The following is a 17262-nucleotide window of genomic DNA, read 5'->3' as shown; positions in this document are numbered from 1 at the left end:
AACTAGATCTCGTAGAGCGCGAGTTCGGCCCAGGCGTGCTCCGCATTCGCGATCGCGTCTTCGACTTTCTGCCCGCCTTGCCGTTCGAGCGAAGTCAATACAGCGTTGACCGCACACACACCGGCCGTCATCGACGGGAACCAACTACCGCCCTCCGAGGACACCGCTATGACGTGGTCGGCGACCTCGGCCAGCGGTGTGGAGACACTGTCGGTGATCACACAGACCGTCGCACCGCGCCGGGCCGCCGAGCGGGCCGCCTTGAAGATCTCGGCGTGCAGCCGCCAGAAACTGATGGCCACGAAGCAGCTTTCCGGCGTCATCGAACTCATGACGTTGGCCAGGTGGGTGCCGCCGCGAGTTTCCATCGCGACGGGGTAGCCCATCACCGCGCCGAGGTGGGCGAGCGGCGCGGCCACCGCCGCGTAGCTGCCCGTGGTGACGACCGCGGTCCGGTCGGCCTGGGCTATGGCCGTGGCGAAGTGCTCGATGACGCCGAGGTCGAGGCTGCGGGAGAACAACCCCAGGTTCGCGACATCCTGCCGGACGGCGGAGGACGCCGGGTGCACCCCCCGTTCGGCATGCTCGGCGGAGACTTCGGCAGCAGTGAGCGACGCGAGATACCTCGATCGCACCTCGGCCCGCAACGCGAGCCAGCCCTCGAATCCGAGCGCCTGTGCCGCGCGAACCACAGTCGCGGTGTTGACGTGTGCCGCCTCGGCAACGGTGGATGCCGCCGCATACGAGGCCAAGCGGGGCTGCTTGGCGATCAGATCCAGGACCGCGCCGATCTTCGGCGTGACCTGAGTCCCCTCGCGCAGGACCGCCAACCACTCTCTGACCTCACTCATACCCTCACCCTCCCATCGACATCCATCGCCGGGCGACTTTGCCACGTATATCCGCCACTTGGTTCTGCTCCACAGGTAGTGGTTCCGTCTTGGAAATTTCATGCAATGAATATTGCATTAGGTCCTGTAATGAACTATACATTGCAGATAGGTGTTGTGGCCTGGGTAACATCCGGGCCTCGAATCTGGCCTCGACCGAAACCTTTCGCCCCGAACACGGCTTCGGTCTACGACCTTCACGCAGAGGAAACTGCAATGTCAGACCTGCTCGCTCGAATGGAACGCGTTCCCTTCTCACGCCCACATCAGCGCCTTCTCGCGATGGGCGGCCTCGGACTCGCGTTCGACGGACTCGACGTCGCGATCCTGGCGTTCGTCCTACCCGCGATCAAGGAACAATGGCATCTGACAGGATTCCAGGCCGGACTGATCGGCAGCTCGACCCTCATCGGATACCTGTTCGGCGCGGTATCGGCCGGTATGCTCGGCGACCGCTTCGGGCGACGCAAGGTCATGATGGGGGCGCTCGGGATCTACGGCGTGGCCACGCTGATCGCCGCCTTCTCCCCGACCTGGCAATTCTTCTTCGTCGTCCGGTTGATCGCGGGCGTCGGCATCGGCGCGGAATCGTCGATCATCCCCGCCTTTCTCTCCGAATTCGCCCCGGGCCGGCTTCGCGGCCGATTCGTCGGAGCCCTCGCCGGCTTCTTCTCCTTCGGCTACGTCGGAGCAGCTCTGCTCGGGCGGTTCATCATTCCGATCAGCGACGACGGTTGGCGGATCGCACACCTGCTCTGCGCCGTTCCGCTGGTGATGCTGCTCTGGTGGCGGCGCTCGGTCCCCGAGTCTCCGAGGTATTTGCTGTCGGTAGGCAAGGTGGACGAGGCACGTCTGGTGGTCGAGGACATCGAACGCCGAGCGGTCCGGCACCTGGGCCGCCGGCTCCCTCCGGTCGGGGCGGCCCCCGTCGTCGAAACTTCCGCCAATACCTCTGCGACACACCCCCAAAGCCGGGTCCGCGTACACCTACGGCTACGTCGTGCTCGGCGAAATCGTGGGCTGGTTTATCGGCTGGGATCTCCTGCTCGAGTACACGGCCATCGTCGCCGTGGTTGCCATCGGCATCTCCGGATACTTCAACTTCCTCGTCCAGCAATTCGGCCTCGACCTGCCCGCCTGGATGATGGGGGCACCCGGCACCGGCGAAGGACATCGCGTCGACCTGTTCGCGATGATCTTGTGCCTGCTGATCGCCTTTCTCCTCACCCGCGGTATCAAGGCAGCAGCACGATTCGAGATGGTCGTGGTGGCCTTGAAGGTCGCCGTCGTCCTCCTCGTCATCATCGTCGGGGCATTCTTCGTGGACAGCAGCAACTACGTGCCGTTCGCTCCCTCGGGCATGGGCAGTGTGATGACCGGCGCTGCCACCGTCTTCTTCGCGGTCTTCGGCTACGACGCGATGTCGACCGCCGCTGAGGAGAGCAAGGACGCCCAGCGGCACATGCCGAAGGCGATCCTCTACTCCCTGGGCATCTCGATGGTGCTCTACGTCGGCGCGTGCCTCGTCCTGGCCGGAATGCAGAACTACACCGACATCAACCCCACCAGTGGATTCTCCACAGCCTTCGCCTCCGTCGGACTCGGCGGACTGGCCAGCGTCATCGCCGTCGGTGGCATCATCGGCGTGCTGACGGTCATGTTCACCTTCATGCTCGGCGTCACCCGGGTGTGGTTCTCGATGAGCCGGGACGGCCTGCTGCCCAAGTGGTTCTCCAAGACCCACCCGGTTCGCCGGGTACCGACCCGCATCACCTGGATCACCGGTATCGGTTCCGCCCTCGTCGCGGGCTTCATGCCGATCGGCGAAGCCGCCGAACTGACCAATATCGGCATCCTGCTCGCCTTCATCGTCGTCTGCGCCTCTGTCATCGTCCTGCGCTACCGCCGACCCGACATCTCACGCCCCTTCAAATGCCCGGCGATGCCGCTGATCCCCCTCGTGGGAATCGCGTTCTCGATCTGGCTGATTTCCTTCCTGCAGCCGGAGACATGGCTGCGTTTCGCAGGCTGGTTCGCGCTGGGGCTGGTGGTGTACCTGGCATACGGACGCCGCAAGTCCGCCCTCAACACCTCTCACGGACGCGCGGCGGTATCGGTCGGGGATGTGGGCCCGCGGTAGCGGGAACCGAAAGACGACCGAGATTCACTCCGCCATGCCGATCGACCATCCCAAGACCATGATCACACCGGCGCCGCGGACGACATCGTCACCCGCTCACAACTCGACGCCTACCGTGCCCGCCGCCGCCGACTGCGGCAGCTCATGCGGCAATGTCTCGCCGAGACCACACCACGGCTCGGAATCGAGATAGTCCAGTTCACGGCATCTGAGCACTATACGGCCGGGCCTCGGACGACGAGGTTCTCGAAGGGGCGGAATGACACCGGACCGGTTCACAAGGCGGCTGCGTGAGGCGCGCGAGATCGAGGGGTGCGCACTCGACGGTCGCCGAGGCACTCCACACGATCTACCTTCTCTCCCGATAGTGCCACGACACTTGGAGAAATCGGTGCCGGTAGATCTGTAGGACCGGTCCGGCCCCCGCTATTGCGGCCCCGCCCATACCTGGGGCGGGGTCGCGATGGCCTCGGCGCCGGCAACATCAGGCCCGCCTATCGGACTACCGACGACGAGGTCATCCACTGACCGAGTGTCGTTGCAGTATCAACCTGCTGGACAGCACCTGACAGCCTTTCGCATCCGCGTTACGGGGCACCCCCACGATTTCGATACCCTCGACGGCAGCGGCCAACCCGCGCAGGCCAGGGCCGACGGTGTCGAGCCAGCCGCCATCGCCCCAGTAGCCCTCGGCGTCACGGACGCGCTCCCGCAGTTCGTCGCACACAGGCGCCCACATGCCATCAGCAGTCCAGGCCGCGCACACCTCCTACGTGGCATTCCACGGCACCGGATCGTCCGGCACCAACCTACACACCCCGTGACCAGTACATACACGATGGTGTCAGCCAGCAGGCGACGTGAACGCATCCGAGGGCCTGCCACCAAAAAGACCGGCTCGGGGCGGCCGGGGGCAGCGGCGAGTCTCCACCGAGATGAGTATTGACGGCAAACGGGCGATGGAACTGCAGGGTTCGGTACATCACCCCTTGGCCGAGCCGCGTGGGGCTCGCCGACTCTGCGAACTCCTGTCGGCACCGGTCGCCGCGTCAGCAATTGCCGTCCGGCGACACTGATGTATCGGCTCAGCGATATTGGGGAGCTGCCCCGGCCCGGCAGCGGGGAGGCTGCGCCGCATAGGCGATGGCTCCAGTGTCGCCGGAACACCGGGTTCGGTCTTCGGCGCGGAGGCCATGACGGGGACGCACGCGATGAGCAGCACGGTGCCGAGCCACTGCACCGGAGACTGTCCTTCTCCGAGAAACAGCACCGACAGTACGACGGCCCCGACGGGTTCGAGCAGGCTGATCGTGACTGCGGTAGCGGCGCCGAGAACCGCGATTCCCGCTGCGAAGAGCCAGTAAGCAAGGCCAGCGGTCACCACACCGAGGTACGCGAGCACCCATAGGTCGTCGACGCCGAAGGCGCCACCGCGCAACAGCGCGGCACCGCCGATCGGGGCCATGAGGATCGCAGCGGTCAGGAACATCCATGCCAGCACAGCGGAGTTCGACCACTCGGCCCCCACCGACTCGATCGCCAACGCTTGCATGCTGAAGAAGGCGGCCGCCAGGACCGACCAGCCGATGCCCGCGGCCGACACCGTGCCGCCGGGCGCCGCGCCGAGAACCAACAGAACCAGACCGGCAGAGGCCAGCGCGGTCCCCGCCATCCAGGTACGCGAAGGCCGGCCCGAGGTGATCCACGACACGGCTCCGGTCATCGCGGGCGCCAGACCGATCCCGATCACCGTGCTGACCGCGACGCCGGATTCGGCGACCGCGGCGAAATAGGCGAACTGGAAGCCGGCGAGCCCGACACCGCCGGCGAGCAGAGACCGATAGTGCGCCCGCACCTGCACCCACCCGGCGACGGCCCCTCGGGCGACAAACCCGAGGGTGAGCGCGGCAACCAACGACCGCGCGAAGGCGTTCTCGGCGCTGCCGAGGGTGGACCAGGCGCTCACCACCGGCCCCAGCGTTCCCCACAGCAGCGCTCCGGAGGATGCCATAGCGGTCGCAACCCCCCGGCTCATTTCACAACTCGATCCATTGATGACATCACAGACATACTGTTATACAGTAAGACATAACTGATAAACGGGCGAGGAGAACACGATGTACAACGCCACGCAGCGGCAGAACCGGCGCTGTCGCCCGGCGTCACCAGTTGCCTATCTCGGGTCAGTACGCCGCGCTTCGGCACGGCGAACAGGCCGTGGTCGCCGACCGGTCCGAGGGCGACAATGTCTCGGGCATCACCGGCTGAACGACGTGCAGTGACCCCTTGACCCGGGCAGGAGGATGCGGGAACCGACCCGTGTGCCGCCACGCCACCCGCGTCTTCTGCCCTCCCCGCCCTGGCCCCGCCCATGGCTGTTCATCGCAGCAGCCGATGCGGACCGCGAACGCGGACCGCTCGTCCGAATCGAGGAGACCGTGACAGCCCAAGCCCCGGACATCGCCATCACCGACCTGTTGCGTTCCCGCTCGGTCGAGATCGACACCACGACCCGGCGCCTCGCCGAATACAGTTACGACGCGTCGAACTATCGAATCACCCCGGCCGGTGTGGCGTTCCCCCGGTCCGCAGCCCAGGTCAGCGAGATTGTGGCGGCATGCCACCAGGCCGGGTTGGCCGTCATAGCGCGCGGCGGCGGCACCTCGATGGCCGGTAACGCTATCGGTGGCGGTCTGGTCCTGGACTTCTCCCGTCACATGAACAAGGTGATCTCGATCGACCCGCAGACACGGACCGCGGTGGTTGAGCCCGGGGTCGTCCTGTCCGAACTCGCGCAGTCGGTCGAAGCCGGCACCGGCGGGAAATTGACCTTCGCGCCGGACCCGTCCAGCAAGACCCGGGCCACGGTCGGCGGGTCGGTGGCCAATGACGCCTGCGGCAATCACTCGGTCCGCTACGGGCGCACCGCCGATCATGTGGTGTCCCTCGACCTGGTCCTCGCCGACGGATCCCGGCTGACAGCCACCCGCACGGGGATCGAGGCCACCCTGGCCGACGATACCGTGGCCATCGCCCGCGCCGAGCAGATCACCGCACAGCTCAAAGACCTCACTCGCGACTACTTGTCACCGTTCCGGCTCGAGCTCGGGCAGATTCCCCGGCAGGTCTCCGGCTTCCACCTCTCGCATCTGCTGCCGGAGAACGGGTTCGATGTCGCCCGCGCCCTGGTGGGCAGCGAAGGCACCTGCGCGATCGTCGTCGGCGCCACCGTCGGGCTGGTGGATGTTCCGGCGTCGGCGTTGCTGCTGATTCTCGGCTACGACGATGTCGTCGACGCCGCCCGCGATATCGGCTCCATCCTGCGCTTCTCCCCCACCGCGGTCGAAGGCATCGACGAGCAGATCGTCGATACGATGCGGGCTCGCCGCGGCGCGGATGCGGTGGCCGAATTACCCACCGGCCGGGCGTGGCTGTATGTCGACCTCGACGGATCGGATATCGACACTGTCTCCGGCCAGGCGCAGCGGCTGCTCAGCGAGCTGCGGGACAACGGCCGGGTTCTCGATGGCCGGGAGGTCCGCGATCCGGTGGCGCGTAAGAAGTTGTGGCGCGTGCGTGAGGACGGCGCCGGCTTGTCGTCCCGGCTCGAGAATCCGGACGGTTCGAGTGTGACGTCGTGGCCCGGCTGGGAGGATTCCGCGGTCGCGCCGGAGAAGCTCGCCGACTATCTCGCCGATTTCCGGCTGCTACTCGCTGAATTCGACCTTATCGGGGTGATGTACGGGCATTTCGGCGCCGGCTGCATGCACATCCGGATCACCTTCGATCAGCGGACCGGAGAAGGCCGGGCGGTGATGGCCCGGTTCCTGCGTGCCGCCGCCCGTCTGGTGGTCGAGCACGGCGGCACTCTCTCCGGTGAGCACGGTGACGGCCGCGCCCGCTCCGAGCTGCTCCCGGAGATGTACTCCCCGGCCATCATGGCGGCGTTCGCACGGTTCAAAGAGATCTTCGATCCCGGGGGCGTGCTCAATCCCGGCGTTATCGTAGACCCGCCTTCGGTCACCGACGATCTCGCTCTCGCCGGTGTCCCCGCGCTGCCGTGGCGGACCAGCTTCACCCTGCACGAGACCGGAAACGGAGACGTCACCGGCGGTTTCCCCGAGGCGGTGCAGCGGTGCATCGGGGTGGGTCGGTGCCGCTCCGAATCGGGTGGTGTGATGTGTCCGAGTTACCGGGCCACCGGCGACGAGAAAGACTCCACCCGGGGCCGCTCCCGGGTACTACAGGACATGGTCCGCGGCGCCCGAACCGTGGACGAGGGCTGGGCGTCGGAGGATGTACGGGAGGCACTGGATCTGTGCCTGTCGTGCAAGGCCTGCTCGACCGACTGCCCGACCGGGGTTGATATGGCCACCTACAAGGCAGAGTTCTTCGACCACTATTACGCCGGCCGGATCCGCCCGAAGGCGCACTATTCGCTGGGCTGGCTGCCGCAGTGGCTGAAGCTGACCTCGCGGATGGCGCCGGTGGTCAATGCCGTCCTCGCTACCCCGCTCAGGTCCGCAGTGCTGAGGTTGGGCGGGCTGACCACCGAACGCACGCTGCCCCCGTTCGCCTCCCGCCGCCGGCTGAGGAAGCTGCTCGGCGATTCCCGGCCCGTCGACAGTGACGTGGTGTTGTTCGTCGACTCCTTCACCCAGGGGTTCCGGCCCGAGGTGGCTGCCGCCGCCCGTCGGGTCATCGAGGACGCCGACCACCACACCGAGGTGCGTACCGACCTGTGTTGCGGGCTGACCTGGATTTCGACCGGGCAACTCGCCCAGGCCCGGAAGCGCATGGCCCGCACCGCCGCTGCCCTCGACGACGGCACCGACCGGCCGATCATCGTCACCGAGCCCAGTTGCGCGGCGGCATTGCGTAAGGACCTACCCGAACTCGTCGGCACTGATGCAGCCCACCGAGTCGCTGCCCGGGTGCGAAGCTTCGCTGAACAGGTCACGGTGCAGGTATCCGAGGGCTGGGCGCCGCGGCATCGCGTTCCCGGTGAGGTGACCGTGCAGACCCACTGCCACGAGTACGCGGTCTTCGGTGCGGAGACCCAACGCCGCGCGCTGAACTCCGTCGGTGTGTCCACGGTGCGTGAGGCGACCGGATGCTGCGGTGTAGCCGGCAATTTCGGTTTCGAACGCGACCACCACGACACCAGCATGGCCGTCGCCGAGCAGGCCTTGGCGCCCGCCCTGCGCGCCTTTCCGCAAACGACGGTGCTCACCGACGGGTTCAGCTGCCACATGCAGGTCCGGCAATTGACAGCCAACCAAACCCCTGGCGCGTCTGTACATCTCGCGCACATCCTCGACCCCCACGCCCAGCAAGGAGAAATCACGTCATGACCACAGCCATTGCGTTCGCCCCCGCCACCGGGACGCAGTCCGTTCCTACCGGACTGCTCATCGGTGGAACCTGGCGGGACGCCACCGACGGTGCGACATTCGAAGTCGAGAACCCGGCCACCGGCGAGGTCCTCGCCGTGATCGCCGACGGCGGACCCGTCGACGCCGACGCCGCCCTCGCCGCCGCGGTATCCGCGCAGCAGTCGTGGGCCCGCACCGCTCCCCGGTCGCGCAGCGAAATCCTGCGTCGTGCCTACGATCTGGTCATGATGCGGCAGGACTGGCTCGCCGAGATCATGACCTCCGAGATGGGTAAGCCGCTGGCCGAGGCGAAGGGTGAGGTCGCCTATGCCGCCGAATTCCTGCGGTGGTTCTCCGAGGAAGCCGTGCGCATCTCCGGTGATCACACTACTACCGGTGACGGCACCAACCGGATCATCGTCACCCGAGAACCGGTCGGCCCCTGTGTACTCATCACCCCGTGGAACTTCCCGCTGGCCATGGGCACCCGCAAGATCGCCCCCGCAGTCGCCGCCGGCTGCACCATGGTCCTCAAGCCCGCCGCCCAGACACCGCTGACCTCGCTCGCCCTCGCGGCGATCATTCAGGAAGCCGGCCTGCCCGACGGCGTCCTCAATGTCGTCAACACCACCGACGCCGGGTCGGTCGTCGAACCTTGGATGTCGAGCGGCAAGGCCCGCAAGATCAGCTTCACCGGCTCCACCGCAGTCGGCAAGCTGCTACTGAAGCAAGCCGCCGACGCGGTGATGCGGTCCTCGATGGAACTGGGTGGCAACGCCCCGTTCATCGTCTGCGCCGACGCCGATATCGACACCGCCGTCGATGGGGCAATCGCCGCGAAGATGCGCAACATGGGCGAGGCCTGCACCGCGGCGAACCGCCTGTACGTGCACCGCAACATCGCCGACCTCTTCTCCGAGCGCCTGGCCGCCCGGATGGGGGATATGCGGATCGGAAACGGCCTCGACGAGGGCGTCCAGGTCGGTCCCCTGATCGACGCCGCCGGCCGAGCCAAGGTCCAACGCCTGGTCGACGATGCGCTCGGCCGCGGCGCCAAGGCATTGACCGGCGGCGCCGTACCCGAAGGCGACGGATACTTCTACCCGCCGACCGTACTGGCCGACGTCTCGACCGACTCGGACCTGATGACCACCGAAATCTTCGGCCCCGTCGCCCCGGTGATCCCGTTCGACGACGAGGACGAGGTGATCCGAATCGCCAACGACACCGACTGGGGCCTGGTCGGTTACGTCTTCTGTCAGGACATCGACCGAGCCTTCGACCTGAGTGAACGACTCGAGGTCGGCATGGTTGGCGTCAACACCGGCCTGGTGTCCAACCCCGCGGCTCCCTTCGGCGGTGTGAAGCAGTCCGGCATCGGCCGCGAAGGGGGCAAGGTCGGTATCGACGAATTCCTGGAGTACAAGTACCTCGCGGTACCGCGCCGCCGCGGTGCCTGAGCACGGTGCCTCCATGTTCCTGCGAGACGGGCGTGTCCGCCGCCCGGCCCGCAGGGAACCGACCCCATTCGAGTTACGGTATATCAGCTATTCTGTAAACCGAGGAGGATTCTCAATGAGGTTGTCAAGCTCTTCCGGTGTTCTCCGGGATCGCTGATGGTGTCAGGTGGCCGGGGCCGGCTGGTAGGTTTTGTGGTCGCGGAGCATGGCCCACAGGACGTTGAGGCGGCGGCGGGCCAGTGCGAGCACGGCCTGGGTGTGACGTTTGCCTTCGGAGCGCTTCCGCTGGTAGTGGGCACGCGAGGCTGGGTCGTGGCGGGCGGCGATCACGGCCGCGAGGTAGCAGGCGCGCAGCAGGCGGCGGTCGTAGCGGCGGGGGCGTTCAAGGTTGCCGGTGATGCGGCCACAATCGCGGGGCACCGGGGCCAGGCCGGCGAGGCGGTCGGAGCGGTCGAACACAGCGAGATCGCCGCCGGTCGCGGCGAGGAACTCCGCCCCCAGCAGCGGACCGAATCCGGGCATGCTCAGGATGATCTCGGCGTGCCGGTGGCGGCGAAATCGCTGCTCGATCAACGCCTCGGTGTCACCGAGCTCGTTGTCGAGCCGCATCACCTCCTTCGCCAACCGCGCGACCATGGCCGCGCTGATTCGCTGACCTGCCACGATCGTGCTCTGGGCGTGAGCGGCGGCCATCGTGGTGGTTGCGACAGTGGATGCGTTGCGCGCCTTGCGCTCACGCATCCAGGCTTGGAGTCCGGCCACGCCGAGGGCGCGCAGCCCGTCGGGTGTGTTGGGAGCGGTCAGCAGGATGAGCGCCGCTTTCGATGTGCTGTAGTCGAAGGCGCGTTCCAGCGCGGGGAAGTACTCGAGCAGGGTCGCGCGGAGCCGGTTGATCGCCCGGGTGCGGTCGCAGACCATATCGGTGCGCGCGGCGCAGAGGATGCGCAGCTCGACAGCGATCTCGTCACCGGGCCGCAGCGGCTGCAGGTCGCGGCGCATGCGGGCCTGATCGGCGATGATCCCCGCGTCCTTGGCGTCGGATTTTCCGTCGCCGCGGTATCCGGCTGCCGCGTGGTAGACGGTGCGGCCGGGGATGTAGAGCAGCCGCTGACCGTGGGCCGGCAGCAGGCTGATCAGCAGCGCGGCACCACCCTGGTTGAGGTCGATCGCCCAGGTCACCTCGCCGCCGTCGGCCATGGCGAGGACGTCGTTGACCAGCGCGGTCAGTTCGGTCTCGTCATTGACTGCCTTCCTCGACAGGTGTCGTTTGCCGTCACTGTCGATCACCGTGCAGTGATGCGCCGCCTTTCCCGCATCGATACCCGACCAAAATTGTTGTGGCACACCCACCTCCATAAGAGTCACGCATTACGTCCGTGGGGTCGACGACCACGCCGTCTCGTCCTTACACAGCGATCGGATCGCGTCTCTCAATCAGCGGTCGAGTCGTCGCGGAACGATGGGCGGCCAATCCTCCTCGGCCATGAACCTCGGCAACGACATGAAAGCCATACCCACCACTCCCAGGTGATTCGAAACCCGCTGGCTACGGGATCGATCACCACACAAGAAAGGTAAGGACGGCATGAGCCCGGCGCTGCAAACCACGACCACCCGAGATGCGCTGGTGGCGGAGATCCGTACCCAGATCCTGGGTGGGGGGCTCAAGCCCGGCACACCGTTGACCGAAACCGGTCTGGCGGCAATGTTCGATGTGGCTCGCCCCACGGTGCGGTCGGCGCTGCAGGTGCTGACCAGTCGCCATCTGGCGCAACAGTCACAGGGACGTTCCCTTATCGTCCCCGTCCTCGACCACGAAGACGTGCGCGATCTGTACTTCGTGCGGACTCCGCTCGAACTCGAGGGCGTCCGGGTCATCGTGGAGAACGACATCGCTCTCGACGAGGCCGAACGGCATCTCGAGAAGATGGAGCAGATGCCCGACGACGCCAGTTGGGCGGATCGGGTCGAAGTGCACACGGCCTTCCACGTCGCCATCGTCGATGCGGTGGGCAGCCGACGGCTCAGCCGGATCTACTCGACGCTGCAGGATGAGATGCAATTGTGCCTGGCGCAAATCCAGCAGTCGTACCCGAACCCAAAGGATCTCGCACGAGAGCACCGAAAGTTGCTCGACGAGATCGGATCTGCCGATCTCGACCGCGCACAGAGTGAGATGCGCCGACATCTCGAACGCGCGGTGAAGAACTACGAGACCACCTGAGCACCAGGCAATCCTCGCAGTTTCCCGCCGCAGCGCCCGGTAATCCTGTCCTCGTATCCGCAGGCCAGCCCCTTTCCCCTCGAAGGAACCGAACGTGACGTCATCCTCCGTCGCCCCCACGCGGCCGGCTCATCCATCGAATCCGTCCATAGCAAGGTCTTGGCTACTGGTGCCCGCCACCACCGCAGCGGCAGCTACCGCGGCGGAGGCCAGCGGAGCCGATATCGTCGTCCTCGACCTCGAGGATGGTGTGCGTGAATCCGACAAGGACGCCGCGCGCTCGATCGTCCGCGCCCGGCTACAGGACGGTCACCGTGACTGGGTGCGCGTCAACGACGCTACGACCGCGCACTGGGACCGTGACCTCGAGACGCTGGCCGATCTGGACACGCTGGCGGGAGTGATGCTGGCCAAAACCGAGAGCGCCGAACAGGTGCGGCGACAGCGGCCAGGCTCGATGTTCGGATTCCGATCGTCGCGATGATCGAGAGCGCGGCCGGTCTCGAGGAGGCTCGCGCGATCGCGCATTCGCCGTCGACACTCCGATTGGCGTTCGGGTCCGGTGACTTCCAGCGGGACACCGGCGCCGGCAACGATCCGGTAGCCCTGGCCTATGCCCGGTCGCGCATGGTAGTCGTCAGCCGCGCCGAACGGATCGACGCACCGATCGACGGTCCGACGCACGCCGATACCGACGTCGAGCTTCACTCGGGTATCGCGGTGGGCGCGACTGCCGGGATGACCGGGAAGCTCTGCCTCCGCGCCGCCCATACCGAATTGATCAACAGCGTTCTGGCCCCCTCTCCAGCCGACATCAGCCGGGCGGAGGAGGTCATCTCCCGCCTGGGTGAGGACGGCGCGCATATCGAGGAAGGCAGCGACCGCCCGAGACTCGAGCGAGCCCGGCACACGCGATATCTGGCCCGCGTTTTCGGTGTCCGCCCCGACGACGAAGGCCGTGGTTGCTGACCACCACCGTGGAGAATTCCGGCGCCGATCGGGTGATCGACCCATCACGAAGTGGATCGAAATCTCTGCCGGATCAGGAGGTGCCGACCGCCACGGCAGCAACCACGGCCGCCACGGCGGCCTCGAATCGCTCGACGCCGAGCGTGATTTCGTCCTCGGTCACCACGAGGGCGGGGATCAGGCGGACGACGTTGCCGGCGGGCCCGCAGGTCAGCGTGAGCAACTGCTGCCGGGTCGTCTCCTGCTGCACGGCTGCTGCGGTGTCGGCATCGGGATTGCCGTTGGCCGCGGTGAACTCAATGCCCTGCATCAGGCCGAGACCGCGGACGTCACCGATGACCGGGAACCGTTCCTGGACGGACTTCAGGCCTGCCTGGAGCTGTTCGCCCCGAGCACGCGCGTTCTCGACGAGACCTTCCTTCTCGACGACGTCCAAGGTCGCAACACCGGCCGCGGCTGCGACGGCGTTGCCACCGTAGGTGCCGCCCTGCGACCCCGGCCATGCCTTGGACATGGTCTCGGTCGATGCCCCGATGGCCGAGATCGGGAAGCCGGAGGCGATGCCCTTGGCGGTGATGAGAATATCCGGGGTAGCGGTCGAGTGCTGGTGGCCCCAGAACTTGCCGGTGCGCCCGACACCCGCCTGGACCTCGTCGAAGATCAGCTTGATGCCGTACTGGTCGGCGCGCTCACGCAGGCCTTCCATGAACGTCGGCGGCGTGGGTAGGTAGCCACCGTCACCGAGTGCGGGCTCGATCAGCAACGCCGCGGTGTCGTTCGGGGCTGTGCGGGTCTTGAAAAGGTAATCCAGTTCGCGTAGCGCGAACTCGACGGCGGCTGTTTCGTCGAGACCGTACCGGTAAGCGTAGGGGAACGGAGCCATGTGCACGCCGGACATCAACGGGGAGAACCCGGCCGAGAACTTCGTTCCGGCGGTGGTCAGCGATGCCGCGGCGACCGTGCGGCCGTGGAAGCCGCCCTGGAAGACGACGATGTTCGGACGGCCGGTGGCCATGCGGGCCAAGCGGATGGCGGCCTCGACGGCCTCGGATCCGGAGTTGGCGTAGAAGACCGAATCGAGTCCGGCGGGAAGGACCTCACCGAGCTTTTCGGTCAGCTCGAGCAGCGGTGTGTGCATCACCGTGGTGTATTGGGCGTGGATGATCTTGCCGACCTGCTCACGGGCGGCTTCGACCACCTTCGGGTGACAGTGACCGGTACTGGTCACACCGATGCCGGTGGTGAAGTCGAGGTAGCCGATGCCGTCGGTGCCGTAGATCCAGCTGCCGAGCGCGTGGTCGACGACCACCGGGGTGGCCTGCTTGAGAGCAGGGCTGAGTTTCGCCATGGGGACTCCTTCGGTCAGGGTTCGGGTGTGTTCAGGTAGGACCGCGCGGGCGGTCAGGGATATAGCCCGCGGGTGCGGTGAGCGTCGGCGACCCGCGAGACAGCGGTCACCGTGGCCGCTTTGCGCAAGGACAGTCCCCGACGGGAAGCGGTTTCAAGAACGCACTCCCACCCGTGGATCATTCGGCTCTCGAGGCGCCTGTCGACTTCGTCGGCGGTCCACCAGTAGGCCTGGTTCCCCTGCACCCATTCGAAGTAGGAGACGATGACGCCGCCGGCGTTGGCGAGGATATCGGGAACGACGAGCACATCCTTCTCGGCCAGGACCTCGTCTGCCGCACCGGTGGTCGGCCCGTTCGCGCCTTCTACGACGATCGACGCCCGAATGTTGGCCGCGTTGTCGGAATTGATAACACCCTCGACCGCCGCAGGCACCAACAGGTCGACCTCGAGCTCGAGGAGTGCCGCTGCGTCGATCGGCTCCGAATCGGCGAACCCGCGTACAGTTCCCGTTCCGGCGACATGCGCTTGGAGCGCGGGAATGTCGAGCCCGCCGCCATTGTGGATAGAACCGTACTGATCACCGACTGCGACGACCTTGACACCGGCCTCGGCGAGGAACTGGGCGGCACCCGATCCGACCTTGCCGAATCCCTGCACGGCAGCGGTCGCGAACGACGGGGTGAGCCCCCGATATCCGAACGCAGCCAGGGCGACGTGCACGACACCCTTCGAGGTGGCCGACGAACGGCCCAGCGAACCACCGAGACTGACCGGTTTGCCGGTGACCACGGCAGGCACGGTGAAGCCCACATGTGCCGAGAAGGTGTCCATCATCCACGCCATCGTCTGTTCATCGGTCCCGATATCCGGGGCCGGAATGTCTTTCTCCGGTCCGATGATCGGCAGGATCTCGCTGGTGTAGCGGCGCGTGACACGGCTGAGTTCGTCTGTCGAGTACCGCGTCGGATCGATCGTGATGCCGCCCTTGGCGCCGCCGTACGGGACGTCGAGCAGCGCGCACTTCCACGTCATCCACATCGCCAGCGCACGGACTTCGTCGAGGGACACGTGCGGGCTGAATCGCAATCCACCCTTGGCCGGTCCCCGGGAGAAGTTGTGTTGGACCCGGTATCCGGAAAGCACCTCGACGTCGCCGTTGTCCCGGCGCAACGGGATGCTCACCGACATCTCACGTCGAGGTTTGGCAAGGAGCTGATGTATTCCGGGGCCGTAGCCGAGTGTCTCGACTGCGCCCGCCAGCTGCGACAGAGCATCGTCGAGCGGACCCGCGTCGGTCGATATGACGTCGATTGTCGTGGTCAAGGCCGTCGCCTTTCAAGCCTGAGGCGGAGAGAACCGCAAATCGATGGACACTTTCCCTGTCACACCAATAGTGTATGACTGTTATACACAATGCGACAGTTTCGTCTGATTGTCAACAATCAGCTGGCGCCTGGGTCGGCGTCGTGACCGGCTGCCTCGATGAGGCGCTGTGCCATCGAGCACTGCTTTTGCGATTCGGCACACCGGGCCGGTTCGGACGCGTCCGCCCCTGGTGACCATCGGCGGGCAGCAGACCCACAGATGATGGATGTCGGCTGGCGTGCGGAGTATGTCGCTCTATGTATCAGAGACATATAGTTCTGAGTAACCGATTTCCGCCTCTCCGCAGGTTATCGGAGATTTCCGCCCAGTACGACGTGGTGTGTTTTGGTCACATCACGGAATGCAGCACCGAGGGTGGAACGGAGTACAGCCCGGAAAAATTTTTACCGATACAGGGATGGCGAGAACCCGCCACCCTTCCGTAGGGCCGGGCCCGGCAGCCCGATCGATGAGGACATACTCGAAGATGTGGGTGCGGACGAGGATGCGCACCGCGACGAACCCATCGCCGCCGCGGCGGCCATATTCACTCCTGGGCGTGGTCACCCAGCCGAGCAGGAACGCGCCGCCGAACCTGACGGTCCCATGGGGCAGTGGCTCGATGCCCTGCTCGCCGAACTGCCCACCGCTCCACCGTGCACCGCGCGACCGCCAACCCTTGCCGTTGCAGGTAGCCCACATCTTCACCGCACCATACAGTGATTCCGGAGCACGCCGGCCGTGCTCGCCGGGCTCGTAGTAGCCGGCCAGGATCGCGGTCACCGCGATATCCCACAACTCCCGCCGCGACGGCGGCCGCGCCAACCAGACATAGAACGATCTCGGGGCGATCTGGCACCCGTACGCCGACAGAACACGGCAGATCGGAACGACTCCGAACCGAGCCCGATGCTCGCGATGAACTCACAGATCAACGCTGTCGCGGGCCGCTCGCCCGCACGAAGAAACTTGTTGCCGCCTTCAGGATTTCGATGGTTTCCTCGAGTTCCTTGTTCTTGCGGCGCAGCTTCCGGATCTCCCGGGCCGCGGCCGTGGAGACCCCCTCGGACTCACCGGCATCGGCCTCAGCTTGGCGAACCCGCTTACGCAGGGTCTCGGTGGTCATCCCCAACCGGGACGACCCCGCCTTCATCACCGCCCACTCACTGTCGTAGTCGTCCCGGTGGTCGATGACCACCCGGACAGCCTTGGCCTTCGTCGCTTCATCGTAATTCGTTGGCATAATCGGCCCATCCTCCCAAGAAAAGAGGTGAGCACAGAACTCGGGGAGATTCACAGCAGTCTCTGCTCACGGTTCAGCCGATCAGCTGGACCCGCCCACGCCCCGGATCCACGAACGCCAGATCCGCCGACGAAAGCGTGAACAAGCGGAACAGCTCCTTGCGACCGATCTCCGGGAACTCTCGCAGAGGCGCCCACTCCTCATCCTCGAACACCCGCGTCGCGACAAAACCAACCTCCCAACCAA

At 66.1% G+C, this 17262-nt stretch carries 9 protein-coding genes and 4 pseudogenes; 6 read left to right on the top strand and 7 right to left on the bottom strand.

The features are described from left to right. Positions 1-2: 2 nt before the first annotated feature. The gene (locus ON38_RS26570) at positions 3-851 is read right to left on the bottom strand and encodes a MurR/RpiR family transcriptional regulator (RefSeq protein ID WP_039827757.1); all 849 of its coding nucleotides are present in this window, start codon (positions 849-851) and stop codon (positions 3-5) included. 105 nt (positions 852-956) lie between these two features. On the opposite strand from ON38_RS26570, the pseudogene ON38_RS35210 reads away from it, so the two are divergent. Both ON38_RS35210 and ON38_RS26565 read left to right on the top strand, forming a co-directional pair. After that, positions 957-1706, top strand: a pseudogene (locus ON38_RS35210) (MFS transporter); the annotation flags it as partial. A gap of 148 nt (positions 1707-1854) precedes the next feature. After that, positions 1855-3030, top strand: a pseudogene (locus ON38_RS26565) (amino acid permease); the annotation flags it as partial. A 517-nt stretch (positions 3031-3547) separates the two neighbouring features. Here ON38_RS26565 and ON38_RS26560 read toward each other — a convergent pair. Together ON38_RS26560 and ON38_RS34375 are read right to left on the bottom strand one after the other, a co-directional pair. Further along, positions 3548-3769 (bottom strand): hypothetical protein, encoded by a 222-nt coding sequence (locus tag ON38_RS26560; RefSeq protein WP_157181922.1) that lies wholly within the window; start codon positions 3767-3769, stop codon positions 3548-3550. 243 nt (positions 3770-4012) lie between these two features. After that, positions 4013-5041, bottom strand: coding sequence for a DMT family transporter (locus tag ON38_RS34375; protein ID WP_051165205.1), 1029 nt, complete (start codon positions 5039-5041; stop codon positions 4013-4015). Between the two features lie 427 nt (positions 5042-5468). Here ON38_RS34375 and ON38_RS26550 point away from each other — a divergent pair, with 427 nt between their 5' ends. Together ON38_RS26550 and ON38_RS26545 are read left to right on the top strand one after the other, a co-directional pair. Next, entirely contained in the window at positions 5469-8384 is a 2916-nt protein-coding gene (locus ON38_RS26550) for an FAD-binding and (Fe-S)-binding domain-containing protein (protein ID WP_051165206.1), read from the top strand. Beyond that, on the top strand, positions 8381-9865 hold the full coding sequence (locus ON38_RS26545) for an NAD-dependent succinate-semialdehyde dehydrogenase (RefSeq protein WP_039827755.1): 1485 nt from the start codon (positions 8381-8383) through the stop codon (positions 9863-9865). The genes ON38_RS26550 and ON38_RS26545 overlap by 4 nt, the downstream gene beginning before the upstream one ends. A 162-nt stretch (positions 9866-10027) precedes the next feature. Here ON38_RS26545 and ON38_RS26540 read toward each other — a convergent pair whose 3' ends face one another. Continuing rightward, entirely contained in the window at positions 10028-11209 is a 1182-nt protein-coding gene (locus ON38_RS26540) for an IS110 family RNA-guided transposase (RefSeq protein WP_174372465.1), read from the bottom strand. Between the two features lie 241 nt (positions 11210-11450). Here ON38_RS26540 and ON38_RS26535 point away from each other — a divergent pair, with 241 nt between their 5' ends. Continuing rightward, positions 11451-12089: a GntR family transcriptional regulator gene (locus tag ON38_RS26535; RefSeq protein WP_039827753.1), complete on the top strand. Its 639-nt coding sequence runs from the start codon at positions 11451-11453 to the stop codon at positions 12087-12089. A gap of 94 nt (positions 12090-12183) precedes the next feature. Beyond that, a pseudogene (locus ON38_RS26530) lies at positions 12184-13058 on the top strand (HpcH/HpaI aldolase/citrate lyase family protein). Between the two features lie 73 nt (positions 13059-13131). Here the strand turns inward: ON38_RS26530 and ON38_RS26525 are convergent. The 3 genes and pseudogenes from ON38_RS26525 to ON38_RS37675 all read right to left on the bottom strand — a co-directional run. Then, positions 13132-14406 (bottom strand): aspartate aminotransferase family protein, encoded by a 1275-nt coding sequence (locus ON38_RS26525; protein WP_039827752.1) that lies wholly within the window; start codon positions 14404-14406, stop codon positions 13132-13134. 53 nt (positions 14407-14459) lie between these two features. Next, positions 14460-15731 (bottom strand): Glu/Leu/Phe/Val family dehydrogenase, encoded by a 1272-nt coding sequence (locus ON38_RS26520; protein ID WP_039827751.1) that lies wholly within the window; start codon positions 15729-15731, stop codon positions 14460-14462. 613 nt (positions 15732-16344) lie between these two features. Next, a pseudogene (locus tag ON38_RS37675) lies at positions 16345-17016 on the bottom strand (transposase family protein); the annotation flags it as partial. Positions 17017-17262: the final 246 nt, after the last annotated feature.

The organism is Nocardia testacea NBRC 100365, assembly GCF_000308775.1.
GTDB classification, from domain to species: domain Bacteria; phylum Actinomycetota; class Actinomycetes; order Mycobacteriales; family Mycobacteriaceae; genus Nocardia; species Nocardia testacea.
The sequence above is the reverse complement of the archived record's forward strand: the minus strand, read 5'-3'. Positions and strand labels throughout refer to the sequence as shown.

Coding starts and splice junctions, on each gene's coding strand:
- ON38_RS26570 (WP_039827757.1), bottom strand. CDS start 851: ATGAGTGAGGTCAGAGAGTGGTTGGCGGTCCTGCGCGAGGGGACTCAG.
- ON38_RS26560 (WP_157181922.1), bottom strand. CDS start 3,769: ATGTGGGCGCCTGTGTGCGACGAACTGCGGGAGCGCGTCCGTGACGCC.
- ON38_RS34375 (WP_051165205.1), bottom strand. CDS start 5,041: ATGGCATCCTCCGGAGCGCTGCTGTGGGGAACGCTGGGGCCGGTGGTG.
- ON38_RS26545 (WP_039827755.1), top strand. CDS start 8,381: ATGACCACAGCCATTGCGTTCGCCCCCGCCACCGGGACGCAGTCCGTT.
- ON38_RS26535 (WP_039827753.1), top strand. CDS start 11,451: ATGAGCCCGGCGCTGCAAACCACGACCACCCGAGATGCGCTGGTGGCG.
- ON38_RS26525 (WP_039827752.1), bottom strand. CDS start 14,406: ATGGCGAAACTCAGCCCTGCTCTCAAGCAGGCCACCCCGGTGGTCGTC.